Here is an 18,811-nt window from a genome sequence, read left to right on the forward strand (position 1 = left end):
GAGGCCAGCTCGTAGTAGCGTTGGGGTCCATCAGACCGCCGCTGCGAGCTGGCGACCTGCGACTTCTCGCCCGTCTGATGCAATTCCCGAGCCTTGGCGTACCCGAGCGTGGTGTCAACGGCCTGATGGCCGCAGATGCGGGCGGCGATGTGCGGTGGCAGGCCGGAGCGCAGGGCGTCGGTGACGAAGATCCTGCGGAAGTCGTGCGGGGTGTAGTGCAGCGGTTGGTCGCCGGGGCCGGTCAGTCCGCTCGCGGCCAGCGCGCCGTTGAGGCAGGTGTAGACGTAGTTGCGGGGGATGGCGCGGTCTTCGGGGCCGACGGGCCGTTGGAAGAGGAACGGCATCGGCGCGCTCCACAGCCGCTCCAGGTTGTCGTAAGCGCTGACCGCCGGCATGGCGGGCTGGCCGCGACGGACGCGCTGGATGATCGCAGTGAGGACTTCGCCGAGTTCCGGGGAGACCAGCAGCAGCCGCTCCTGGTCGAGCTTGGAGGGCGCGACCTGGAGCATGGGCACGATCTCGCCGGTGGTCGGCAGCCGGTAGGCGACGAAGCTGTGGTGGGTCAGCTCCAGGGCCTCCTCGATGCGCATGCCGGTGTGGCGCAGGACCTCGACGATCGCCCAGGCCCAGAAGGCGCGTTCCTCCTCGACGGTCAGGTCGCGGCGCCGGCCGGTGGCGGGGTCGTCGGCCATGACGCGGGCCGAGGCACCGCGGCAGCGGACCAGCAGTGGGCCCTCCGGTGTGGTGAACGAGGTGCCGGCCGGCGCCTGCCGAGCGCGGGCGAGACGGGCAGCGGCGGCCTTGAGCTGCTGCTCGACGGCGGTGACCAGGGCCGGGAGGGCGGGCAGCAGGGTGCGGGTGCGCTGGTCCATGGCCGCCTTGCGGCGGGCGCGTGCCTTGCCGTGCTCGGTGTCGCTATCGCGGACCGGGCACGGGGCCACCCACGGCCCCCACCTGCCGGGGTCGTCGGCGGCCCAGCGGGCGAGGTCCTGGTAGAAGGCGCGGACCCAGGTGAAGACGGAGTGCGCGTTGTCCCGGGGGCGGATCGCGATGCCGTGCCGGTCGCGGATCACGCCCACCCGTTCCCGCCAGGCCGCCACGGTGACCGCGTCCAGCCGCAGCGAGTTGATGCCGGGGTGGTGGGTCTCCAGGTCGCGCCAGAAGAGCCCGGCCAGGGTCCGGGCCATGTCCTCCAGCGTCGTGTAGTCGACCTCGGTGGCGCGCTCGGTCAGGTAGTCGACCAGCAGGTCGCGCACCGGCGTGCAGGCGATGGAGTGTCGGTCGACCATCGCGGCCGGGGTCAGCTGCCCGGGCAGCATCACGGTCTTCAGACGGGTTGGGGCGCCGGGGCCGAAGACGCCGGTCTCGGCGAGGAGCGCGTAGAAGAGGTGTTTGCCGTGGTGGCCGTTGGCCTGGTGCTCGCCGATGGCGTGCTGCAGCTCGACGCAGTCGCCGATGGTGATGTTCCGGATCGTCCCGCCCTTGCGGGCGAGGATCCAGGTGACACGGTTGAGCGCGTTGTTGCAGTCGTTGGCCCCGGCCCGCCCGGACTGCGCGTACCGGGTCGTGAGGCGGGCGAACCCGTCGGGGTCGGTGGCGCTGCGGATGTGGGCCAGCAGTTGGGAGGGCCGTTGCCGCAGCAGCCAGCGGTAGGTCGGGCGGACCGCCTGTCCGCCCAGGAGCGGGATCATGCCGCAGCACAGGTCGATGCGGTCGTAGTTGCGGGCGCGCTGACGGTCGGCCAGCCACTGCAGGGGCAGCCTGGTCCACTCTCGGCCGGCCGCCTCGGCGCCGCTGGCGAGCCAGCGGTCCTGCCAGGTGTGGCCGGGCTGGTCCTGCAGCCAGTCGAGCAGCTTCACCAGGCCGCGCCGGCGGGTGCGCTGGTTGGCGTCGCTGACGGCGGTGAACGGCAGGGCGAGGGTGCGCTCCAGCACGAGCTCGGGCGGCTGCTCGGTCTGCCACCAGGTCGTTGGTGCCTCGCGCGGTTCCTGCCCGGCGGGAACGCGTGCCGAGCGGGCCCGGGGCAGCGCGAGGGTGTACGACGTCGGGGTGGTCACGCCGGTCCTCCGCTCAGAACGGCCGTGCCGAGCAGGGTCTGCAGGACCTCCGGGCGGTAGCCCTGCGCCGGCATCACGGGCCGGGGCGGCTTCGCGGCTTGGCGGGCGTGGTGGGCCAGGATCTGTGCCACGACTTCGTCCTGGGCCGGTTCGAGGTACTGCTCGGTGGTGGCGACGTGCAGGTGGCCGAGGACCCACTGGACGTCGGTGATCGACAGCGCAGGGTCGCGCACCATGCGTTTGGCCGCGCTGTGCCGAAGGTCGTGCAAAGTCCAGTTCGCCCCCAGCTTCTCGTTGGCCCGGGTGAAGACCATGCGCGCGGCGTCGTAGCTCAGCGGTCGAAGCGGTCGCCGCAGCGTCCACCACAGCGGTTCGTCGGGTCCGTCCAGGGCCAGCGGGCGGATCTGCTGCTGGTAGAGCCGCAGCCACACGAACGCGTCGCTGGACGCCGGGATCCACTGCAGGGCCCGCGAGCCCTTCCGGACGACCCCGATGGTCTGGTCCCCGGGGCTGACCCGGTCGCGGGTCACCCCCAGCAGTTCCGAGGCCCGCGGGCCGGCCGAGATGTAGAACGCGACCAGGGCCCGGTCGCGGTGCGAGGGCAGGGCCGCGAAGAGCTCGTTGAACGCCTGGTCGGGGATGCCCCGCGGTGCCCGCCGGGGCTCCTTCGGCTGGTAGGGAGCCCGCCGGCCTGGCTGCCGGAAGGGGTGCATCGGGTTGTGGTGGGCGTTAAGGTGCTCGTCCTCGGCCCGCCTGGCCTTCGGGAACGGGTTGAGCAGCGGGCGGCCGTGCGTCTCGCGGTGGTACTCGTAGAAGCTGCGGACGACGGCGCGCGCGTGCCGCCGGGTCCGGGCCGCGTAGTGCTCGCCCGGGTACCGCTTGCCGGTCACCGGGTTGATCGACCCGGGCGTTGGAGCGTCCGGGCGGCGGGGCCGCGGCGGCTTCTTGACAGCCTGCAGCCACAGGGCGAAGTCGCGGGCCTCCACCCGGCCCGCCCGGTCCCACGACACCTCCACCGCCCACAGGAACCGGAACCAGGCCAGCAGCTCGTAGGCGTAGGAGCGGAGCGACGCCGGGCTGTCGTCGTTGGCGAGCATGTCGAGCAGGAACTCGCTGACCGCCGCCAGCTCGCTCCCGTCGCGGTCGAGCAGCCGGTACGGCAGGGCCACGTTGCCGGTCTCCTGGACCCGGCCGACCCTCGGCACCACCAGCGTCGTGACGTCCCGTAGCTGTACCGCCTTGTGCACCCGCGCCTCCACCGAGCTGCCGAAAACCCCCACAGCACGTGATGACAGCACATCAGGGCCGTGGTGTGGCTCGGGCCTTGGTCCCGCTGCGGCCGCTAACGACCGGATCTCGCTACTGTGCGTCAGCTCCGGGAGACGACCTGCCGCAATCCGGTAGTTCGGTCAACAGGTCCTCCATCCCTTCGCGGTAGTGCTGGCGCAGTTCGCCGCGCTGGCCGAAGAAGATCCGCCGGGCGAGGCGGTGGCGGGCCTCGGTGATGTTGAGCTGCTTGCCGATCATGCGGCGGTAGCCGTCGTCGGAGATGAACTGCAGCAGATGCAGGGTCTTGAAGATCCGGCCGTAGTGGGCGAAGGCGTCGCCCAGGCCGGTGGGGCGGCCGTCGCGGAAGAGCATGCGGATCAGGTCGTAGCCGCGGACCTCCCCGAGGGTCAGGGAGCCGGCCACGCGGAGCATGTCGCCCCAGCGGGCGCGGATGCGGTCCAGGCGCACGGTGTGGCGGGAGGCGTCCTGCAGCGGCCCGTAGTCGGCGCTGGCGTGTGTGCGCCACAGGCGGGCGTCGGAGATGTCGGCGATCCGTGGGGAGAACTGGTAGCCGCAGATCGCGAAGAGCCCGAAGACGATGTCGCTGTAGGAGGCGGTGTCGGTGACGACGGTCTCCGGCTGGGGGCCGCCGTCGCGCCCGAGCAGGGCGTCCAGGATGAACAGGGAGTCGCGCAGGGTGCCGGGCACCACGACCCCGCCCAGGCCCATGACCTGGTCGTTGACGACGTTCAACCAGGTGGCGCCCTTCTTGCGCAGGCCGAAGTACAGGGGGCTGTAGCCGGCGTGGATCGTCTGGACGGGCACGGTGAAGCGGACCCCGTCGGCGGAGGCGACCAGGCCGCCGCCCCAGGCCCGGACGATGTCGACCTTGGCCTGCGCTCCGATGAGCATCCCGTTCGCGGCGCTGATCGTCTCGGCCCGCACGTATCCCTGGTCGACCTGGACCAGGCGGGCCCGGGTGAGCGCGGGCACGTTCGGCTTGGCGACGGGGACCAGGCCGACGTTGCAGGCCTCCGCGAGCAGAAGCGCGCAGACGCTGACCTCGAAGTCGTCCATGTGCGGGTCGGCGCCGGAGATGTGGGTGAACGCGGTCGTCATGCCGGTCAGCTCGGCGACCTCCAGCAGCAGCTCGGGGAAGTCGACCTTCGGGAGCATGCTGTTGGCCAGCTGGCGGAAGGCTGGCATCAGGTTTGGTTCCGGCGCGGGGCCGAGGTGGTCCAGCTGGAGCTTGCCGTCCTTCACCGAAACGGCGCTGTTCGTCGGCAGCCCGGCGACGACCTGGTGGTAGGTGCCGTGCAACGCTCCGGCGAGCTCGGCGAGGTGCGCGGCCGGCTCCGCCTCCAGCCCGAGCGCGGTGAGCACGGTCGGCTGCACGGTCTCCCAGCGGTCGCCGGCCAGCAGTTTGGCGCGTGGGTCGCTCCACCTGTCCCCGTCTCGGGCGAACACGTCCCGGCGCCGCAGCGCGCGGTGCAGGTGCTCCAGCACGCAGAACGAGTACGCCGCCTTCTCCACGCACCCCGGCTCGGTGTCCGGGTTGGCGAACACCAGGCGCCGCCACGAGCCGGTCACCAGCTGCTGGTCCACCTCGGCCGCGGCGACCTTGCGCCGGCCGACCAGGTGCGGCAACTGCTTGAGCGCCTTCACCACCGGTACCCCGGCCGCCACCGCGCCGAAGTCCACGGTGTCCACCAGCAGCCGGATGAAGCCCGCGCACCGTGCCGTACCGGGAGGCGAGCGCGGCCCGCCACTCGGCGTCCTCGTCCCCGTCGCCGTCCGGCACGCACTTCGCGATCGTGGCCAGCGCCTCGGCGAGCTTGGCGCGCGGCACCACCTTCTCGATCGCCTCCCATGCGTCCAGCACCGACACCGCTTCGCCGTCCACTGTCGCCGGGGCGGTGTCCAGCAACACCTCCACCGCCTTGGCCACCCGCCCGGCCGCCCGCTTCAGCTTCGGCAGGGACTTGAGCTTCTCCTCCCGGCCGATCCGCTCCGCCCGCCCCAGCAGCCGGCTGCCCATCAGGACGTCGAGCAGGTCCAAGGCGTCGTCCACCGACGCGGTCTCCAGATGCCGCACCGTGGCCAGCACCCTCGCGGTCTTCCGCGTCTCCTCCAGGTCCCGCAAGGTCGGTGCCTTCGAGCCCATCCCGTACCGGGCCAGCGCCGCCATCCGCGCCGCCGGCACCCCGCCGGTGTCCACCAGGCCGGCCCCGAGCGCGCGCACCTCCCGCGCCCGATCCAGCGCCTCCCGCATCGCCGTGCCCGACACCCGCACCGGCCCGGTCCGCAACCGCTCCAGCTCCGAGACCCGCTTGCCGTCCGGGACCTTCAGCAGCTCGCGCATCGCCTGCCGCAGCTCGTCCGGCACTGCCTCGTCCAGCGTCCGGTACAGCTCGGCCATCTCCTGCGCCCGGGTCTCGGCCACCAGCCGGGTCAGCGTCGTGATCCCGGGCAGCAGCACCCGGTTCTCCACCAGCCAGACCACCGCCCGGTCGAACAGCGCTCGCGGCCCCTCCACCGACGCCCACACCCGCGCCGCCAGGAAGGCGCGCACTTCCTGCTCGGCCTCGCCGAACTCGCGGTACCCGAAGCCATCCCGGATCTCCCAGGCGTGCTCATAGCGGCTCTGCTTCCGCGCCCCGTACCCGGTCCACTCACCGGGATCGACACCCAGCTGCTCGGCCACGAACCGCACCACCACGTCCGGCACCACGGCCAGGTCGTCGGTCGGGAACGCCCCGAGCATCCGCACCGAGCCCCACAGCACCGCGAAGCCGAGCCGGTTCGCCGGCGCCCGCTTCACCCGGGCTGCCTCCAGCCCGGCGCTGTCGAAGCGGAAGAACTGCTCCAGCTCGCCCGGGGTGGGCTCGGCGGCGAAGCGGCCATAGCGGGAGACCTGATCGTCAGACAGGAAATCAACTGGCATGACCCGGAACGTAGGGCCGTTGACCAGCGCAGATAGCCGGAGTCACCGAACCGGAATCGAGGCGGCCCCGATGTCGCTACTGGCCGTTCCGATCCTCCTCAGAGGCCTACCCGCGGGCGCGGGGGTCAGCCAGCCTTGCTTGCGCGCATGTCCCGGAACAGCTCGTCCTCCCCGCGCCCGCGGGGGTCAGCCGGCGGCCGGCTACCGGACGGTGCGGGGGCGTGGCCGTCCTCCCCGCGAGCGCAGAGGTCAGTTTGTTCTCGGGGACGGCCGTCGTGCGGTGCTGCAGGCCTTGACGGTGACTCCTCCCCTCAGCTCCGTCCCGGTCCACGCAGGCTCAAGCGCTCCCCAAGCCTTCGACGTGATCGCAGAACGCGGTGTCGTAGCCGTCTGCCACGATGAACGCTGCTCCTTGACACCTCAACAGGCCAGCCCGCCTTCTGCTCCTCGGCAGGATGGATGGTGGTCGCGAACCGCAGGTTCTCGGGGATGCCCGCTGCCCGGCATTGGTCAAGGTGGCGGGGCGCCGCTGGACCGTCGAGGAGGCCTTCCAGGCCGCCAAGGGCCTGGCGGGGCTGGATGAGCACCAGGTCCGCCACTGGACGTCCTGGCACCGCTGGACCACCCTGGCCATGCTCGCGCACGCCTTCCTCGCGGTCACCGCCGCCATCGAGCGGGCCGATACGACGCCACCACCAGATCTCGCCCCGCTGACGTGCAGCGAGATCCGACGCCTCTTCGCTGCGTTCGTCGCCCAGCCGGCCCGCAGCCTCGCGCACCGACTCCGCTGGTCAGACTGGCGGCGACGACACCAAGCCCGTTCCCGCGCAAGCCACTACCGGCGACAGACCGCCCAACAACCGTGATCAAGATCTACAGCTGGAGTACTAAAGGGTTGTCCCGGATGCCCAGTCGCGTCACTGCTGGTTGGGAAGCAACTTGTGGTTTACCCAGTCGTACTCGAAGTAGTCGACGAGTTGGCTGCCTTTGGAGCGAGGATCCTGTGGCCGGGGTACCCGGTAGTAGCGACCGGTGAACTTCTGCTGGTCGACACTGAGACGGAGAAAGCCGTGTTGGTCGTCGCAGTAGGACTCCAACGTCACCGGGTCTCCGGCGTCGTCGGCGAAGGTCACCGGGGGGATCATCTTCTCCCCGTCCACCTTCCGGATCGCGTGCAGGTTGTGGTAGCCACCCGCGCCGGTGACCAGGTACGGGTACTGGGTCCCATCGGTGGTCGTCTTCGTCAGACGCTGGTAGTCGTGCACGTGCCCAGCCACAATCATGTCCGGGTGCCGGCCCGCTGCCCCAACGGCATTCTCGATCACCGTCTTCATGTTCGTCGACCCCGAATGGTGGTCATCGGCGGAGTAGGGCGGGTGATGCAACGTCAAGATGATCGGTACATCCACTGGTAGATTCCCCAGCTCCCCGGCCAGCCAATCGGCCTGATCGGGTTGGATCTCCCCACCCGCGGGGACATTCGAGTACAGGCCGATGAAGTTCACGCACGGGGTCAACAAAGTCCAGTACACATTCGGTTGCACCATCGCCGTGCGATGCGAGTCCTGCGACTCCGGCATCTTCACTGGCGCCGGCGCACAGAAATTGCGCACGAACCCGTCCAACGTCGCTCCGCCGGGCAGGTTCTCCCCATCGTGATTACCGGGCACCGCGAAAATCGGCGCCGCGTACAACTCGTACGGCTGGTAAAACTGCGCGTAGTACTTGGCGATTTCCCCGTTGAAGTAAACGCAGTCCCCCACAATGTAAAGAAACGCGGGCTTCCCGGCCGGGTCGGTGCCGACCGCCAGGTCGGCCTCCATCCCGGCGGCCACCAGTTCCTGTGGCACTGCGTAATCGATCCCGCCCATGTCCCCGTTCATGTGAAACGTCAACGACCCGGCCTCGGCGATGGCGGCGTAGGTGCTGGCGTCCAGCACGTTGCTCAGGTCCAGCCGGAACGGCGCGGCACCCGTCGGCGGCGGCAACGGCCGGAAATGCGTGTCCCGCGGCGGCTCCATATGCAGCCCCGCGCTCGGCCGCGTCCGGGCGAACACATGCTCACCCGAACCCTTGACCATCCCTGCCATGCCCGCCTCCTACAACCCGCTCAGGCTATGCATCGCACGCTAACGGCGAACCCGGCCCGTGCACCGCGGCAACACGCCGGACCATACCGCATTAGCGCATATGCGCTAGCCTCGAACCTCTATCAGTTTCCCAGCGTGCAGTGCCGCATGTCGCCTCGCATCTGGAAGCCCGGGCCTCTCTCCACAGTTCGAGGAGATTGACAGTGGCGGGCCGTCTGCCATCGCACGGTTCTTCGAGGTGGTCAGCCTGACTCTCACAAACTCCCGGATCCGCTGGCGTGACGTTCCAGGAGCCAGCCGTAGTCGCGGGCCAGTCGGGTGATGTGGGCATAGTTCGCAGCAGCCCATCCCTCAGCCCTAGGCGGGCGTTGTGGATGATCAGCAAGGAGAGAAGGAGAGTGGCCTTGCTGAGGTTACCCCAACAGCGCAGGTTAGCCTGCGGGGTTGGGGCAAAAGGCGTACATCTAGAGCTGTGCCTACACAGCCCAAGCGTCCGAACGGCGCGACAACCGACGGCGCCAAAAGAGATGGGGAGGCGCCTCTCGTCTGGATCAGGACCGGTTTCTTCTTTGCGATCAACGGTCTGTTGTATTTCATCCTTATTGATCCGCCTACGAATCTTCCGGAACTAGGAAGCGGAGCCGGCGCGTTCGCCACCGGGCTTCTCGGGTTGTCTGTCAACCCCAAAGCTGAAGCAAAAATGGAAGAATTCTGGCTCTTCGCAGTCCGATGTTTCGCCTACCTCGCTCCGGCTGCCCTTGCTGTGCTGGCAGGCATCTGGATGTATCACTCTGACAACAAAGCCGCCGGCGGCGTACTCGCAGGGGCTATCGCGGGACTAGGCGGACTATCGCTTGACACGGCCAATTTCACGCTCCCTCAAGGGAAGAAGCTATAGGCCGGTTCTGTAAGGCAGATGGCAATGAAGCGGCCGAGACGCAAGCGCCGCCGGCGCTGAGGCTAGCGAAACGGGTGGAATCGGACACCTGAGACACGGGGTGGGACAGAGCTGGGACCGCCTGTCCCACCCCGGTTGGCCCGCCCGCCGACGCCCCGCCTACAGGTGCGGGCCCAGCCGCAGCACGGTGACCGTGCCGCCGTCGCGGCCGCCGCGCCTCCAGGCCCAGTGGATCCGCCAGGCACCCCGCCCCTGGTCGATGTAGGACGTCCACGCCGCCGTGCCGCGGTGGCCGGGCAGGTTAGCGGTGGCTGCGCAGGCCCGGGTGGTACGGGTCGGCGGCCAGGTGCTTGAGCGCCTGGCGGACCCGGCTCCCGGGCGGCCTCCTGGCTCGGCCAGGCCGTGCTGCCCGAGCCTGCCGTCGCCGAACTGGTCACCGTCCTCGCCCGTGCGGGCGCCCCGCGACCGGGCCGACGCCGTGCTGGCGGAGCTCGCCGTCGTCGGAGTGCACCAGCCGGGCCCTGCCAAGCACCGCGCCACACTCGCCGCCGACACCGCCCTCGCCCTGGAGCTCACCGCCCAGGCCGCCGCTGCCGGCGTCGGCCTGACGATGCCGGACGCGCTGTGTGCGGCGGCCGCCCACCGGCTCGGCCTGCCCCTGCTCGCCGCCGACCTGCTGCCCGCCGAACAGGACACCGCGAAGGCGCCCGACAAGCAGCCGGGCCAGGGACTGGAGCCAGCCTCGGAGCCCGACATCCAGAGCGACGGCGACAGCGAGGAGCTGGAACCACCCACCGGGCAGCCGTAGAGAGCCGCGCCCGCTGTCCTGGCCCTGGCCTGTCGAAGGCGCAGACCGGCCGGTCCCGGGGTAGAGGGGGTAGTTTCCCGGGGCCCGCCGGTGGGAGGTCAGCCGTGCCGGGGCGTGGCACGGCTGCGCTGCTCGGCGGCCCAGTGGCCGGGAATGCTAGACCTCGCAAGCCGACGTGAGAAGTGCCCTGACCTGGGATTTTTCGGCCGCGAACATGCCATCCGGAAGGATCTGCTCCAGGGGATGTGCTCCGGCCCCTCGTACGCGACGATGACGCGATGGACAACAGCACCCATGCCATGGTCAACCTCCTGCGCAAGAAGTACCGCAGGAACCTCAAGACCCACGAGGACCTCTTCACCACCATCGCCGACAGCCGGATCGGCGCGGAGCTCGGCGGCTCCCCCGAGGCCCGCGTCGACTTCGCCCGCCGCTGCCTGCACGAAGCCGAGTCCATGCTGGAGCTATTCGAAACCACCATCGTCGCCCACCTCGGCACCGCCGGCCCCATGGGCGCCATCGCCGAACAGCAGCTGCGCATCCTCGCCCGGCCGTTCCTGTAGCCCCGGCTGACGCGTTCCCCAGGCCGACCACGGGAATGAGCCGGACATGGAGGAGGACCAGAAGCAGGCTGGCCCGGTCGACCGCGCTCGGGAACTGACCGAGCATCAGCCGAGGGTACGGATCGCTCGATCGTGTTGAGTTCAGGCGCATGGAGTCAGCGTCCATGGCCCGGACGGTCTCAGAGAGGATCGGAACGGCCGGTAGCGACAACGGGCCGATCCTGGGAATTTTTCAGGACACAAGCCGCTGACTCAGCGCCTTCATCACGATCACCGGCAAAAAATGCATCATGAAATCGTGCAGATGACAGACACGTACGCTTCCACCGCCGCAGTCACCATTCCCGTGTTGGCACTGGCCAGCGCAGTCAGTTTGCGGGGAATCGGTGATAGAATTCTCAACCTTCCGGAGCCCAGGAGAATCTCGGTGCCCGCCGTAGCGGGCGGGATCGTAGCCCTCGCATGGTGTGCAGCACTAGCTTTGGGACTTGTCGCAGAACTTAAGTGCTTCGACTCCCTAGCAACGCCAGAATCCATGCGAGGCGCTCAATTTGACGACTGGTGGCATAGCACAAGTTTCATCAATTTCGTCATCGCGGCGCTATTTCTACCCCTTATTTTCATCCTGGTAATTACCATCCCCGTTCGCATTCTCGCAAAGATTCTTTATTATTTTTCCAATAAGCTTTCGCCGCCCTCAGATGAGTCAGCCAGCCAAGATGGTCGCCAAGGTTAAGGCCGCCAACGGGGTCCGCTGCGGACCCAAACCGCGGCCTCGCTCGTCCTGCCAGCGGTTGGAGGAGGCCGAGCGTCAGGCCGCCCACGCGGTATGGGCGGACGGGTACTGGGCCGGGCTGTCGGGTGAGGACCGGGTGGCCGCCCGCAGTCGGCTCAAGCCGTCGGCGAGCCGGCGGAGCTGGCGGCCGTGTAGTCCGGCCCCCGGGAGCTGCCCGTCACGGCCGGCGCGGCGCGGCCGAGGAGGTCACTTCGTCGGTGTCGGGCCGCGGCGTAACTCACCACCGCAGGTCGGCGACGTCCGCGGCGGGCGGCGGCTGGCCGCAGTCCCGGCCGGGACGGGCGGATGTGTGGGCGGACGGAGTTGTAGGGCGGCGATCGGGAACGGCGAAGCGGCAGCCCCGGGCGCGGGCCCCCCTTTCGATCGCTTTGCGTTGCCCGGCTGGCCGGTCAGTCGAGGTCGGCGGATGCCAGGGCCACCGCGAGCACCAAGTACGGGACGGCTTCCAGGCACTGCTCGGCCATCAGGCTCGGGTCGGACGCCGTGCCCGCGTCGGCCAGCGCCAGCAGCCCGGCACCGATCGCCGCGTCAACCGCCGCGCCCAGGACCTCGGCCGCCGTGAACTCCCCGCACGCCACCAGCTCACGTACCAGGGCGACAGCCTTCGCCGGGTCGCCGCGCCACAGCTCGGCGACCTCGCCGCCGGCGCCCGCCAGGTCGATGACCGCGCTCTGTTCCGCGGCCGGCAGCGGCACGGGCCAGGACGCTCCGGGCTCCTCCACGACCTTCTGCGCCCGCGCCAGCACCACCCTGGCGGCGCTCGTCCGCCGGGCCTGCTCCCGCTCCCAAGCGACGGCGGCCGGCCACCGGGCCTCGTCCTCGGCCCGGGCCGCCTCCAGCAACGGGGCGGCCGTGCGGCTGAGGTAGACGACCGGCAGGGGATCCACCACGACCGCTTCCTGCCCGGGCGGGGCGTCCGCGACCGGCTGGTACAGCGCCTGCGCCGCCGTGGCGCAGGCCCCGACCGTGGTGGTCAGAGCGGTGATCAGCCGGGCATGGCGACGTCGGCGTGCGGGCAGGTCCAGACGGGTGGGAATCGCGGTCACCCCCGCACTATGCCGCGCCGCACCTGCCCGCGAATTCCGTTCCCATGAACAACGTGCTGTCGGCGGGCGGTTGACCGTGGTTCTGGATCACTTTCCGTGCCAGAGCCACAGAGCGTCACCGGAACCGCGATCATGAACGGTCGTGACTGCTGTGACGCCTCATGGACAGCCAGAGCAATCGGTTGTCCCTTGAACGCCACCCCAAGGCAGAATCAGCGCATGGCAACTTGAAGAGCACCGGCCGGACGGAAGCCCTGGCGCAAGAGGGGAAACGGCTGGTCCGTCCGCGACGGTGACCGCTGGATCTGCGTCGTGTGCCACGAACCTGTCCGCTCCTACCAATACCGCTTCCATCCGCCGGAGTCCTCCAGTTTCGAGCGTTGCATCGGGCTTGCCTGGTGCTCGGGGTGCCGGATCTACTCGGGCAACATGGTCTACGTTCCTCGCAAGCGCGTCCTGGTCGACGCCCTTGCCTCGCTGCCTGCCGATGACCGCGACCAGTTGCTCCGGAAGGAGGCCGCGCTGATCGACTACCTAGACAGCCGAGGACTCGGCCAGCGCTGACCGGAGCCCCCATCCTGGGCCGTCGTGCTCGGCGCCATCACCGTCCAGCTCCGATCCGTGACCCTCCGCGCCACCACGACCAGCGGTTTCACGTGTGGAGGACGCGCTTGCGCAGGAGGTCGAAGTTGGCGCGTCCGAACATCTGCCGCTTCAGCATTTTGATCTTGTTGTTGTGGCCCTCGACCGCGGCGGTCGTTCATCAGCTCGGCGAAGGCCCTGACGTGCTCCGCGGTGGTGGCCAGCACTGGGACTCGGGCGAGGACCTCCTTGAGCTGCTGGGCCTCTTCGTCGTGCAGGCGGTCGGGGCGGCGGGTGATCCAGCTAGTCACGTCCCTGACGGAGGGCTTGCGTCGCGGCGGGTCCTGATTGGGGAACGCCTCCCTCAGCCGACGCACGTAGACGCGCACGATTTGCTCCTGCCCGGGGAATCCGCGCTGCCGGATCTCCTCGAACAGGCGTCGGGCGATGGTGTGGCCCTCGGCGAACCGCTGGTGGATGTAGGGCTTGTTGGGGTCGAGGATGCTGGTGCGTCCGGTCCAGCGGCCTACCAGCAGCTCGTCCGGGTCCTTCGCGCCGACCAGTCGGCGCACCGTGTTGCGGGCCAGGCCCAGTCGTCGGCCGATGGCGCGCAGGCTGAACCCGTCCTCCTTGAGCGCGTGGACGGGCGGCGTGCTGTTCGCGGACCCGGTCGGTCCGGCGGGGCTCGGAGCTGACGGACGCCAAGGCGACAGCCGGAGCCGGCTTGGCCGCAGGGGCCGGTTCGGGCAGCAGGGCACGGTGTTGGAGCACGGTCTTCTCCACTGCGTCGGCGAGGTTCTGCCACAGGTGGAACCGGTCGGCGACGTGGATCGCGTCCGGGGCACCGAGCCGGACGGCTTCGGCATAGGAAGCCGACCGGTCGCGGCAGACGACCTTCACCCCTGGATGGTCGGCCAGCCAGGACCGGACGGTCTCGACCGTCTCGGGCAGCAGATCGACTGCGCGGCGGGTCTCGATGTCGACCAGGATCGTGGCGTAGACGTGGCCCTTGCGCAGGGCGAACTCGTCGAGGCCCAGCACGCGCAGCACCGCGTGCGCCGGATCCGGCAGGGCGCGTATCAGCCGCAGGAGCATGGAACGGCTCACCGGGACCGCGAAGGCCTCGGCCAGGCGAGAGCCGGCTCGGCCCGCCAGGGCCAGAGCGAGCTGCTGGAGCGCGATCTGCAGGCCCTGGCTCCGCCGTCCGTGACGGAAGGTCAACCCCGCCGCCTGCTCGACGAACGTGGCCCGGGGACAAGCTCGTTCACGGCAGCGGAACCGGCGGACCCGTAACTCGACCACCACCCGACGTCCGCCTGCCGCGCTGTCGTCCAACCGCCGCACGTAGCCGCTGTGAACCCGGGTCGAGACGGTTCCGCACGACGGACACCCCGCCTCCTTGCCGGTCGTGGCGGCATGGACGGTCACGCGGTCGGCGCGGATGGTCAGGGTGTTGACCGCGACGTCGGCGGTCCGGTGGAGCCAGAGGTCATGGAGGAGGTCGTCAGTCACGACCGTTCATGATCGCGGTTCCGGTGACGTTCTGTGGCTCTGGCACGGAAAGTGATCCAGAACCCAGAAGTTGGACCAGAACCCGTTGTCACCTACGGAGCCAGCCTGCCAAGGTCTCCTCGCTCAGGAACCGGGCCGCGCACTCCGAACAGGTCGTGCACCTGTCGGGCGACGGCCGGGCCTTCAACGCGGGCGCGGGCAAGTGGTGGCCGTGCATGCCTGCCCGGGTGGTTCAACAACCGGTCGAACGCTGCCTTCTGAGGCCGGCTGCGGCCGGGCCCGTCGGCGAAGCTTCCGCCCGAACGGCCTGGACCTTCGGAGGATCATCGGCCATAGTCAGGTGCTCGACGATCGATCGTCTTTCTCAACCACTGGGGGTTCCTTTGAACAGCACGTCGAACAGCACGTCGCGCGTCGCGTCCGCCAAGCGGCGAGGCGCTTTCCTGTTCACGGCCGCCGCCCTGGCGACCGTCGGGGTCGCGGGCACCGCCCAGGCCGTGCCCAACTCCGGCTCGCTCTGGGTTGGGTACGGCAAGGCCAACGCCTACAACAGCGTGCGATGCGTGCAGCAGATCTCCAACAGCCTGCACTGGCAGACCGGTTACCACACCATCGCGGAAGACGGCGCGTTCGGGAGCGACACCTACGGCGCGGTCATCGCCCTCCAGCGGTGGGCGGGTCTGCCCCAAGATGGCGTCGTCGGCCCGCAGACCGGCGACTACATCCTCACCGCGACCAAGGACGAGTACGGCTGCTACTGGAGCCTGCCCTCGCTCCACTGACGCGTGACGAGCGGTGGGCCCGGAGAGCAGATGAGGCGCATGTGCGGTCGCTTCTCGGGCTCTCCGGCCTGGGTACGCGACACCGGGTAGAGATGCTCGATCAGCTTGGGATGATCTGGTCCGTCTCCGACGCGCGGTTCGAGGCCGGCCTCGACTGGGCGCGGGTGTGGGCGAAGGAGCATGGCGGCTCGCTGGCGGCGCCGGCGCGGGCTGCCGTCGAGCAGCTCGGCCCGTGGGTGCGGGCGCAGCGGGCCGGCTTCGCCGAGCTCGACCAGGAGCAGCGGGACCCGCTGACGGCGATCGGCATCGAGGAGGACCTGGAGCTGGCGGCGGCGCGGGCAGCGGCCGCGGCGAAGCCGAAAGTGTCGCGGGCGGATCGGTTCCAGCAGCACCTGGCCGCGCTGGTGGCGTTCGTCGAGCGGGCACGCGAAGGTGCCGCGCACGCACAACACGGGCGGAGGGCTGTCGCTGGGTACCTGGCTGAACAACCAGAAGGCCCGGCGGGACGTCACCAACCGCGTGTCCCGCAGCGCCCTGGCGTGTTCCGAAGCGGAAGCCTTGCTGATGCCGAGGGTGCGGGCGATCTCCGTGGTGGTCCGGTGCGCGGTGAGCAGCCGCAGGACCGCGGAACGGGTGCTGCCGGGCAGCGTCCCCAGCGGGTCGCCCGGCCCGTCGTCCTCCGTCGCGGCGAACCGCAGGGGCGCCGCGGCCATCGGATAGATCAGGACGCTGGGCGCGTCGGCGTGGTGGGCGATCATCGGACCGCCCCGCCGGACGGCCGACGGAAGCACGCGCAGCCCGTGACCGGCCAGCGGTACGCGGACGTCGCCGACACGCTCGTACGCCAGGGTCGTCGCGTCCTCCCAGTGGCCGCCGGGCGCGAGACCAGCGAGCGCGACACGGAGACCTTCCTGGGCCAGGATCCCTGTGCGCCAGGCGAGTTCGGAATCTTAGGCGGCCTCGATCCGCGGCCACTGGTGGGCGAGCAGAGCCGCCCAGGCCGCGCGGAGGGCGTCAGCGGGCGGGAGGTGGGGCACACAGGGTCCAGGTCGGTCCGGATCGTGCCGGCCGGGGTGTGCAGGACCAGGTCGAGGCCGGAGCCGAAGTCGCGGCTGACTGGGTCGAGGAACATCGGCCCCTTGCCGGAAGGGGGCACCAGATCCAGCAGGGGCCGCCCCGCCACAGGGAAGGACCGGCGGGCCACCTTCTGCCACCGCCCCGCGTCGGCCAGCTGCGGTGGCTTCTGCAACTGCGCCACCGCCAGGGCAAGTTCCATCATCGGAGCGGGAGCGGGAACGAAGGTGACGCGCAGGAAATCGTCGGCGGAGAAGTATAATCGCACCACTCGTGTCCCTTCTCGGGGACGTGCGACGGCCACGTCGTTCGGTCCAGGCCGAACGGATTGCCGGTCGCGGACGACTGTCCCGAGTATGGCAGCGCCGACGACGCCAGGACGTCCATTCGTCACCGTCGAGGCACCTGTCCGAACACTGCGATGGAGGAAACGTCATGGGACTGAGCCGCATCGGCAAGCGCGCGGCCGTGCTGGTGGTCGCGGGGCTGTTGGGGGTTGGGGCGTCTGTCGGCTCGGCACAGGCCTCCCCGGACGCGGGATACATCGGGGACGGCTACGGCAACAACGCCCACGGCGTCTGGTGCGTGCAACACCTGCTCAACGACGTGGTCGCCGCTCACGGCAAGGGGCGCCCGCTCAACGAGGACGGCGTGTGGGGGCCCAACACCAAGAGCTGGGTGCAGTGGTACCAGGACGGCGCCGGCCTGTCGAAGGACGGCATCGTCGGCAGGGACACCGGAGCTGCTCTCCTCCGCGACGGCGACTCGTACTACGGAGGCTACAACTACTGCTACACGTACGTGCCGTCGCCTTCTGAGCTCTGAGCCGCCGGTGCGGCGGGCCCCGGCCGGTGGCGGCCGGGGCCCGCCCGCCCGGGGAGCGGACCGTGGCAGGTCTGTTGCACACGAAGTGACGCGGCTCACGGCGATGCGGCGCGGGGCGTGATCGACTCGCTCGATGCGCCAGTCCGATCCGCCCCGCCATCAGCTGACTGTCCGTCACATCGCTGCGGCGGTCAGCGGGCGGCCTTCGAGGCCCGGTGCGCCTCACTCAGGGTGCGCAGGTGTTGGCGCTGCTCTCGCAGGATCCCGCCGTGGTCGACCGCCGTGTCCCGCAGGTAGATGCCGTCCTTGAAGTGCTGGCGGTGACCTCGCGGATCGACCACAGCGAGCATCACCGGCTCCCTCCCGCAGTGGAACACGAGCCGCAGAAGCTGCCGTTCCCCCGCGGTCGATGCTGCGGGGGAACGGCAGCCCTCATGCCTGGTCCGGGATCCGATCTCAGTCGTCTTCGAAGTTCAGCCCCTCGACCGCCTCGCTGAGGATCTCCCGTACACGGTGTCCTGGTGGCGCACGATCAGGCCTCGCCGCTCCAGTGCGCTCAGCGAGGCCCCAGCTCCGGGATCGTGAACACCGGCCGCGCGCAGACGCTCCTGGACAGGTGAGTACCCGACGGCCCGAGCGGGCGCGTGCAGGCAGAACAGGAACCTGCGCCACTGCGGCGCCGGGCTGTACGGCGAGCCGTCGAGGCGCCGCTGTACCTGTTCCTGCTCCTGGTCCTCATGGAACTCCTCCCTGGACCCGCGGGGGTCAGCCGCCCACCTTGTGCTCGGACGGGAGCCTGCTCTGCTGCTGAGCCTGCTGATCGCCCACGGCCAGGAGGTCCTCTACAGTCCCGGGTGCCTGGTGAACCGGGCCGCTGACGGCTACCGCGGCGAGGGCAAGACCGATGCCCGCGACGCCTACGTGATCGCCGATCAGGCCCGGATGCGCCGCGACCTGCAAAGGATCCGGCCCGGCGACGAGGCCGCGATCGAGCTCAAGCTGCTGACCGGACGGCGCGCCGACCTGGTCGAGGACCGCATCCGCACGGTCATCCGCCTTCGCGGCCGGCCCGACCGGTCCGACCGGTCCGACCGGTCCGACGAGATGGCCGTGATTCCGGTCTGCTACGTTCACATGCACGAATGAATCGCTCAAATGTGCAGTCATCGCAGTTGTGGCGGCGCTGCTCCGTGAGCGGGCACAGGACGGCCGGCAGGGGGACCGTAGTCCATGAACGCGTACGCAGGCTCGGACGGGCCGGGAGGGCTCTACGCAGTCCCCTCCACCACGCCGCCGCTTGGACCGACCTTCGGGGTCAATCCGGCGGACCTGGACTTGGCGGCCAAGGCCGCCAAGGAGAGCGGTGAGGCGATGCCCGGCGAGCTCAAGGCGATCCACCAACCCTCCGACACGGCGGTCGCCGCTCTGTCGGGCTGGCAGGTCGGCGCGCGCTGCACAACTGCACCGCGGCGTGGGAGGAACTGCTGAACAAGCTGGCCTCCGAGGTCGACGGGGTCGCCCTGAAGCTGAGCCAGACCGCCACCGATTACCGCAACGCGGACAAG

The 18,811-nt window shown here is 69.9% G+C and carries 16 protein-coding genes and 4 pseudogenes; 10 read left to right on the forward strand and 10 right to left on the reverse strand.

Annotated features, from left to right (window positions below; all coding sequences use genetic code 11):
• From ACZ5OX_RS30970 to ACZ5OX_RS30985, 4 genes and pseudogenes are all read right to left on the reverse strand, one after another.
• On the reverse strand, positions 1–2,057 hold a 2,057-nt coding region (locus tag ACZ5OX_RS30970; RefSeq protein ID WP_465634581.1), incomplete at its 3' end, for a tyrosine-type recombinase/integrase.
• Complete coding sequence (locus ACZ5OX_RS30975; protein WP_465634582.1) at positions 2,054–3,304, reverse strand: tyrosine-type recombinase/integrase; 1,251 nt, start codon at positions 3,302–3,304, stop codon at positions 2,054–2,056. The genes ACZ5OX_RS30975 and ACZ5OX_RS30970, both read right to left, overlap by 4 nt.
• A gap of 112 nt (positions 3,305–3,416) precedes the next feature.
• The gene (locus ACZ5OX_RS30980; RefSeq protein ID WP_465634583.1) at positions 3,417–5,036 is read right to left on the reverse strand and encodes a Tn3 family transposase; all 1,620 of its coding nucleotides are present in this window, start codon (positions 5,034–5,036) and stop codon (positions 3,417–3,419) included.
• Between the two features lie 784 nt (positions 5,037–5,820).
• Positions 5,821–6,270, reverse strand: a pseudogene (locus ACZ5OX_RS30985) (DUF4158 domain-containing protein); the annotation flags it as partial.
• A 506-nt stretch (positions 6,271–6,776) separates the two neighbouring features.
• Between ACZ5OX_RS30985 and ACZ5OX_RS30990 the strand changes: the two are divergent.
• Positions 6,777–7,136: pseudogene (locus tag ACZ5OX_RS30990) on the forward strand (IS701 family transposase); the annotation flags it as partial.
• Positions 7,137–7,187: 51 nt separating this feature from the next.
• Here the strand turns inward: ACZ5OX_RS30990 and ACZ5OX_RS30995 are convergent.
• Positions 7,188–8,360, reverse strand: coding sequence for a metallophosphoesterase family protein (locus ACZ5OX_RS30995; RefSeq protein WP_465634585.1), 1,173 nt, complete (start codon positions 8,358–8,360; stop codon positions 7,188–7,190).
• Positions 8,361–8,832: 472 nt separating this feature from the next.
• Here ACZ5OX_RS30995 and ACZ5OX_RS31000 point away from each other — a divergent pair, with 472 nt between their 5' ends.
• The 4 genes from ACZ5OX_RS31000 to ACZ5OX_RS31015 all read left to right on the forward strand — a co-directional run bounded on the left by ACZ5OX_RS31000 (position 8,833) and on the right by ACZ5OX_RS31015 (position 11,365).
• Entirely contained in the window at positions 8,833–9,258 is a 426-nt protein-coding gene (locus ACZ5OX_RS31000; protein ID WP_465634586.1) for a hypothetical protein, read from the forward strand.
• 448 nt (positions 9,259–9,706) lie between these two features.
• Positions 9,707–10,066 carry a hypothetical protein gene (locus tag ACZ5OX_RS31005; RefSeq protein ID WP_465634587.1) on the forward strand — a complete coding sequence of 120 codons (360 nt, stop codon included), beginning with the start codon at positions 9,707–9,709 and terminating at the stop codon, positions 10,064–10,066.
• 278 nt (positions 10,067–10,344) lie between these two features.
• Positions 10,345–10,629 carry a hypothetical protein gene (locus tag ACZ5OX_RS31010; protein WP_465634588.1) on the forward strand — a complete coding sequence of 95 codons (285 nt, stop codon included), beginning with the start codon at positions 10,345–10,347 and terminating at the stop codon, positions 10,627–10,629.
• 298 nt (positions 10,630–10,927) lie between these two features.
• Positions 10,928–11,365 (forward strand): hypothetical protein, encoded by a 438-nt coding sequence (locus ACZ5OX_RS31015; RefSeq protein ID WP_465634590.1) that lies wholly within the window; start codon positions 10,928–10,930, stop codon positions 11,363–11,365.
• Positions 11,366–11,814: 449 nt separating this feature from the next.
• Here the strand turns inward: ACZ5OX_RS31015 and ACZ5OX_RS31020 are convergent, their stop codons facing one another.
• Positions 11,815–12,471, reverse strand: coding sequence for a hypothetical protein (locus ACZ5OX_RS31020; protein ID WP_465634591.1), 657 nt, complete (start codon positions 12,469–12,471; stop codon positions 11,815–11,817).
• A 312-nt stretch (positions 12,472–12,783) separates the two neighbouring features.
• On the opposite strand from ACZ5OX_RS31020, the gene ACZ5OX_RS31025 reads away from it, so the two are divergent.
• A complete protein-coding gene (locus ACZ5OX_RS31025; RefSeq protein ID WP_465634592.1) occupies positions 12,784–13,035 on the forward strand; it encodes a hypothetical protein in 252 nt (83 codons plus the stop codon).
• Positions 13,036–13,123: 88 nt separating this feature from the next.
• Here ACZ5OX_RS31025 and ACZ5OX_RS31030 read toward each other — a convergent pair.
• Together ACZ5OX_RS31030 and ACZ5OX_RS31035 are read right to left on the reverse strand one after the other, a co-directional pair.
• Positions 13,124–13,231 (reverse strand): annotated as a pseudogene (locus ACZ5OX_RS31030) (transposase); the annotation flags it as partial.
• 125 nt (positions 13,232–13,356) lie between these two features.
• Positions 13,357–14,565 carry an ISL3 family transposase gene (locus tag ACZ5OX_RS31035; protein ID WP_465634593.1) on the reverse strand — a complete coding sequence of 403 codons (1,209 nt, stop codon included), beginning with the start codon at positions 14,563–14,565 and terminating at the stop codon, positions 13,357–13,359.
• Positions 14,566–14,948: 383 nt separating this feature from the next.
• On the opposite strand from ACZ5OX_RS31035, the gene ACZ5OX_RS31040 reads away from it, so the two are divergent.
• Positions 14,949–15,347: a peptidoglycan-binding domain-containing protein gene (locus ACZ5OX_RS31040; RefSeq protein WP_465634595.1), complete on the forward strand. Its 399-nt coding sequence runs from the start codon at positions 14,949–14,951 to the stop codon at positions 15,345–15,347.
• Here the strand turns inward: ACZ5OX_RS31040 and ACZ5OX_RS31045 are convergent.
• Positions 15,320–16,105: an ArsR/SmtB family transcription factor gene (locus ACZ5OX_RS31045; protein WP_465634596.1), complete on the reverse strand. Its 786-nt coding sequence runs from the start codon at positions 16,103–16,105 to the stop codon at positions 15,320–15,322. The genes ACZ5OX_RS31040 and ACZ5OX_RS31045 overlap by 28 nt on opposite strands.
• A gap of 751 nt (positions 16,106–16,856) precedes the next feature.
• Between ACZ5OX_RS31045 and ACZ5OX_RS31050 the strand changes: the two genes are divergently transcribed.
• Positions 16,857–17,246 (forward strand): peptidoglycan-binding domain-containing protein, encoded by a 390-nt coding sequence (locus ACZ5OX_RS31050; RefSeq protein ID WP_465634597.1) that lies wholly within the window; start codon positions 16,857–16,859, stop codon positions 17,244–17,246.
• Positions 17,247–17,437: 191 nt separating this feature from the next.
• Here ACZ5OX_RS31050 and ACZ5OX_RS31055 read toward each other — a convergent pair whose 3' ends face one another.
• Positions 17,438–17,596, reverse strand: a complete 159-nt coding sequence (locus tag ACZ5OX_RS31055; RefSeq protein ID WP_465634598.1) for a hypothetical protein — start codon at positions 17,594–17,596, stop codon at positions 17,438–17,440.
• Positions 17,597–18,032: 436 nt separating this feature from the next.
• Here ACZ5OX_RS31055 and ACZ5OX_RS31060 point away from each other — a divergent pair.
• Both ACZ5OX_RS31060 and ACZ5OX_RS31065 read left to right on the forward strand, forming a co-directional pair.
• Positions 18,033–18,308 (forward strand): annotated as a pseudogene (locus ACZ5OX_RS31060) (IS110 family transposase); the annotation flags it as partial.
• Positions 18,309–18,476: 168 nt separating this feature from the next.
• Positions 18,477–18,734: a hypothetical protein gene (locus ACZ5OX_RS31065; RefSeq protein WP_465634599.1), complete on the forward strand. Its 258-nt coding sequence runs from the start codon at positions 18,477–18,479 to the stop codon at positions 18,732–18,734.
• The last annotated feature ends 77 nt before the right edge of the window (positions 18,735–18,811 follow it).

Source organism: Kitasatospora sp. NPDC032121, assembly GCF_055580145.1.

Excerpts from the sequence above, each read along its gene's own strand:
- ACZ5OX_RS30995 (WP_465634585.1), bottom strand. The coding sequence starts at position 8,360 with ATGGCAGGGATGGTCAAGGGTTCGGGTGAGCATGTGTTCGCCCGGACG.
- ACZ5OX_RS31010 (WP_465634588.1), top strand. The coding sequence starts at position 10,345 with ATGGACAACAGCACCCATGCCATGGTCAACCTCCTGCGCAAGAAGTAC.
- ACZ5OX_RS31045 (WP_465634596.1), bottom strand. The coding sequence starts at position 16,105 with ATGATCGCCCACCACGCCGACGCGCCCAGCGTCCTGATCTATCCGATG.
- ACZ5OX_RS31050 (WP_465634597.1), top strand. The coding sequence starts at position 16,857 with ATGGGACTGAGCCGCATCGGCAAGCGCGCGGCCGTGCTGGTGGTCGCG.
- ACZ5OX_RS31055 (WP_465634598.1), bottom strand. The coding sequence starts at position 17,596 with ATGCTCGCTGTGGTCGATCCGCGAGGTCACCGCCAGCACTTCAAGGAC.
- ACZ5OX_RS31065 (WP_465634599.1), top strand. The coding sequence starts at position 18,477 with ATGAACGCGTACGCAGGCTCGGACGGGCCGGGAGGGCTCTACGCAGTC.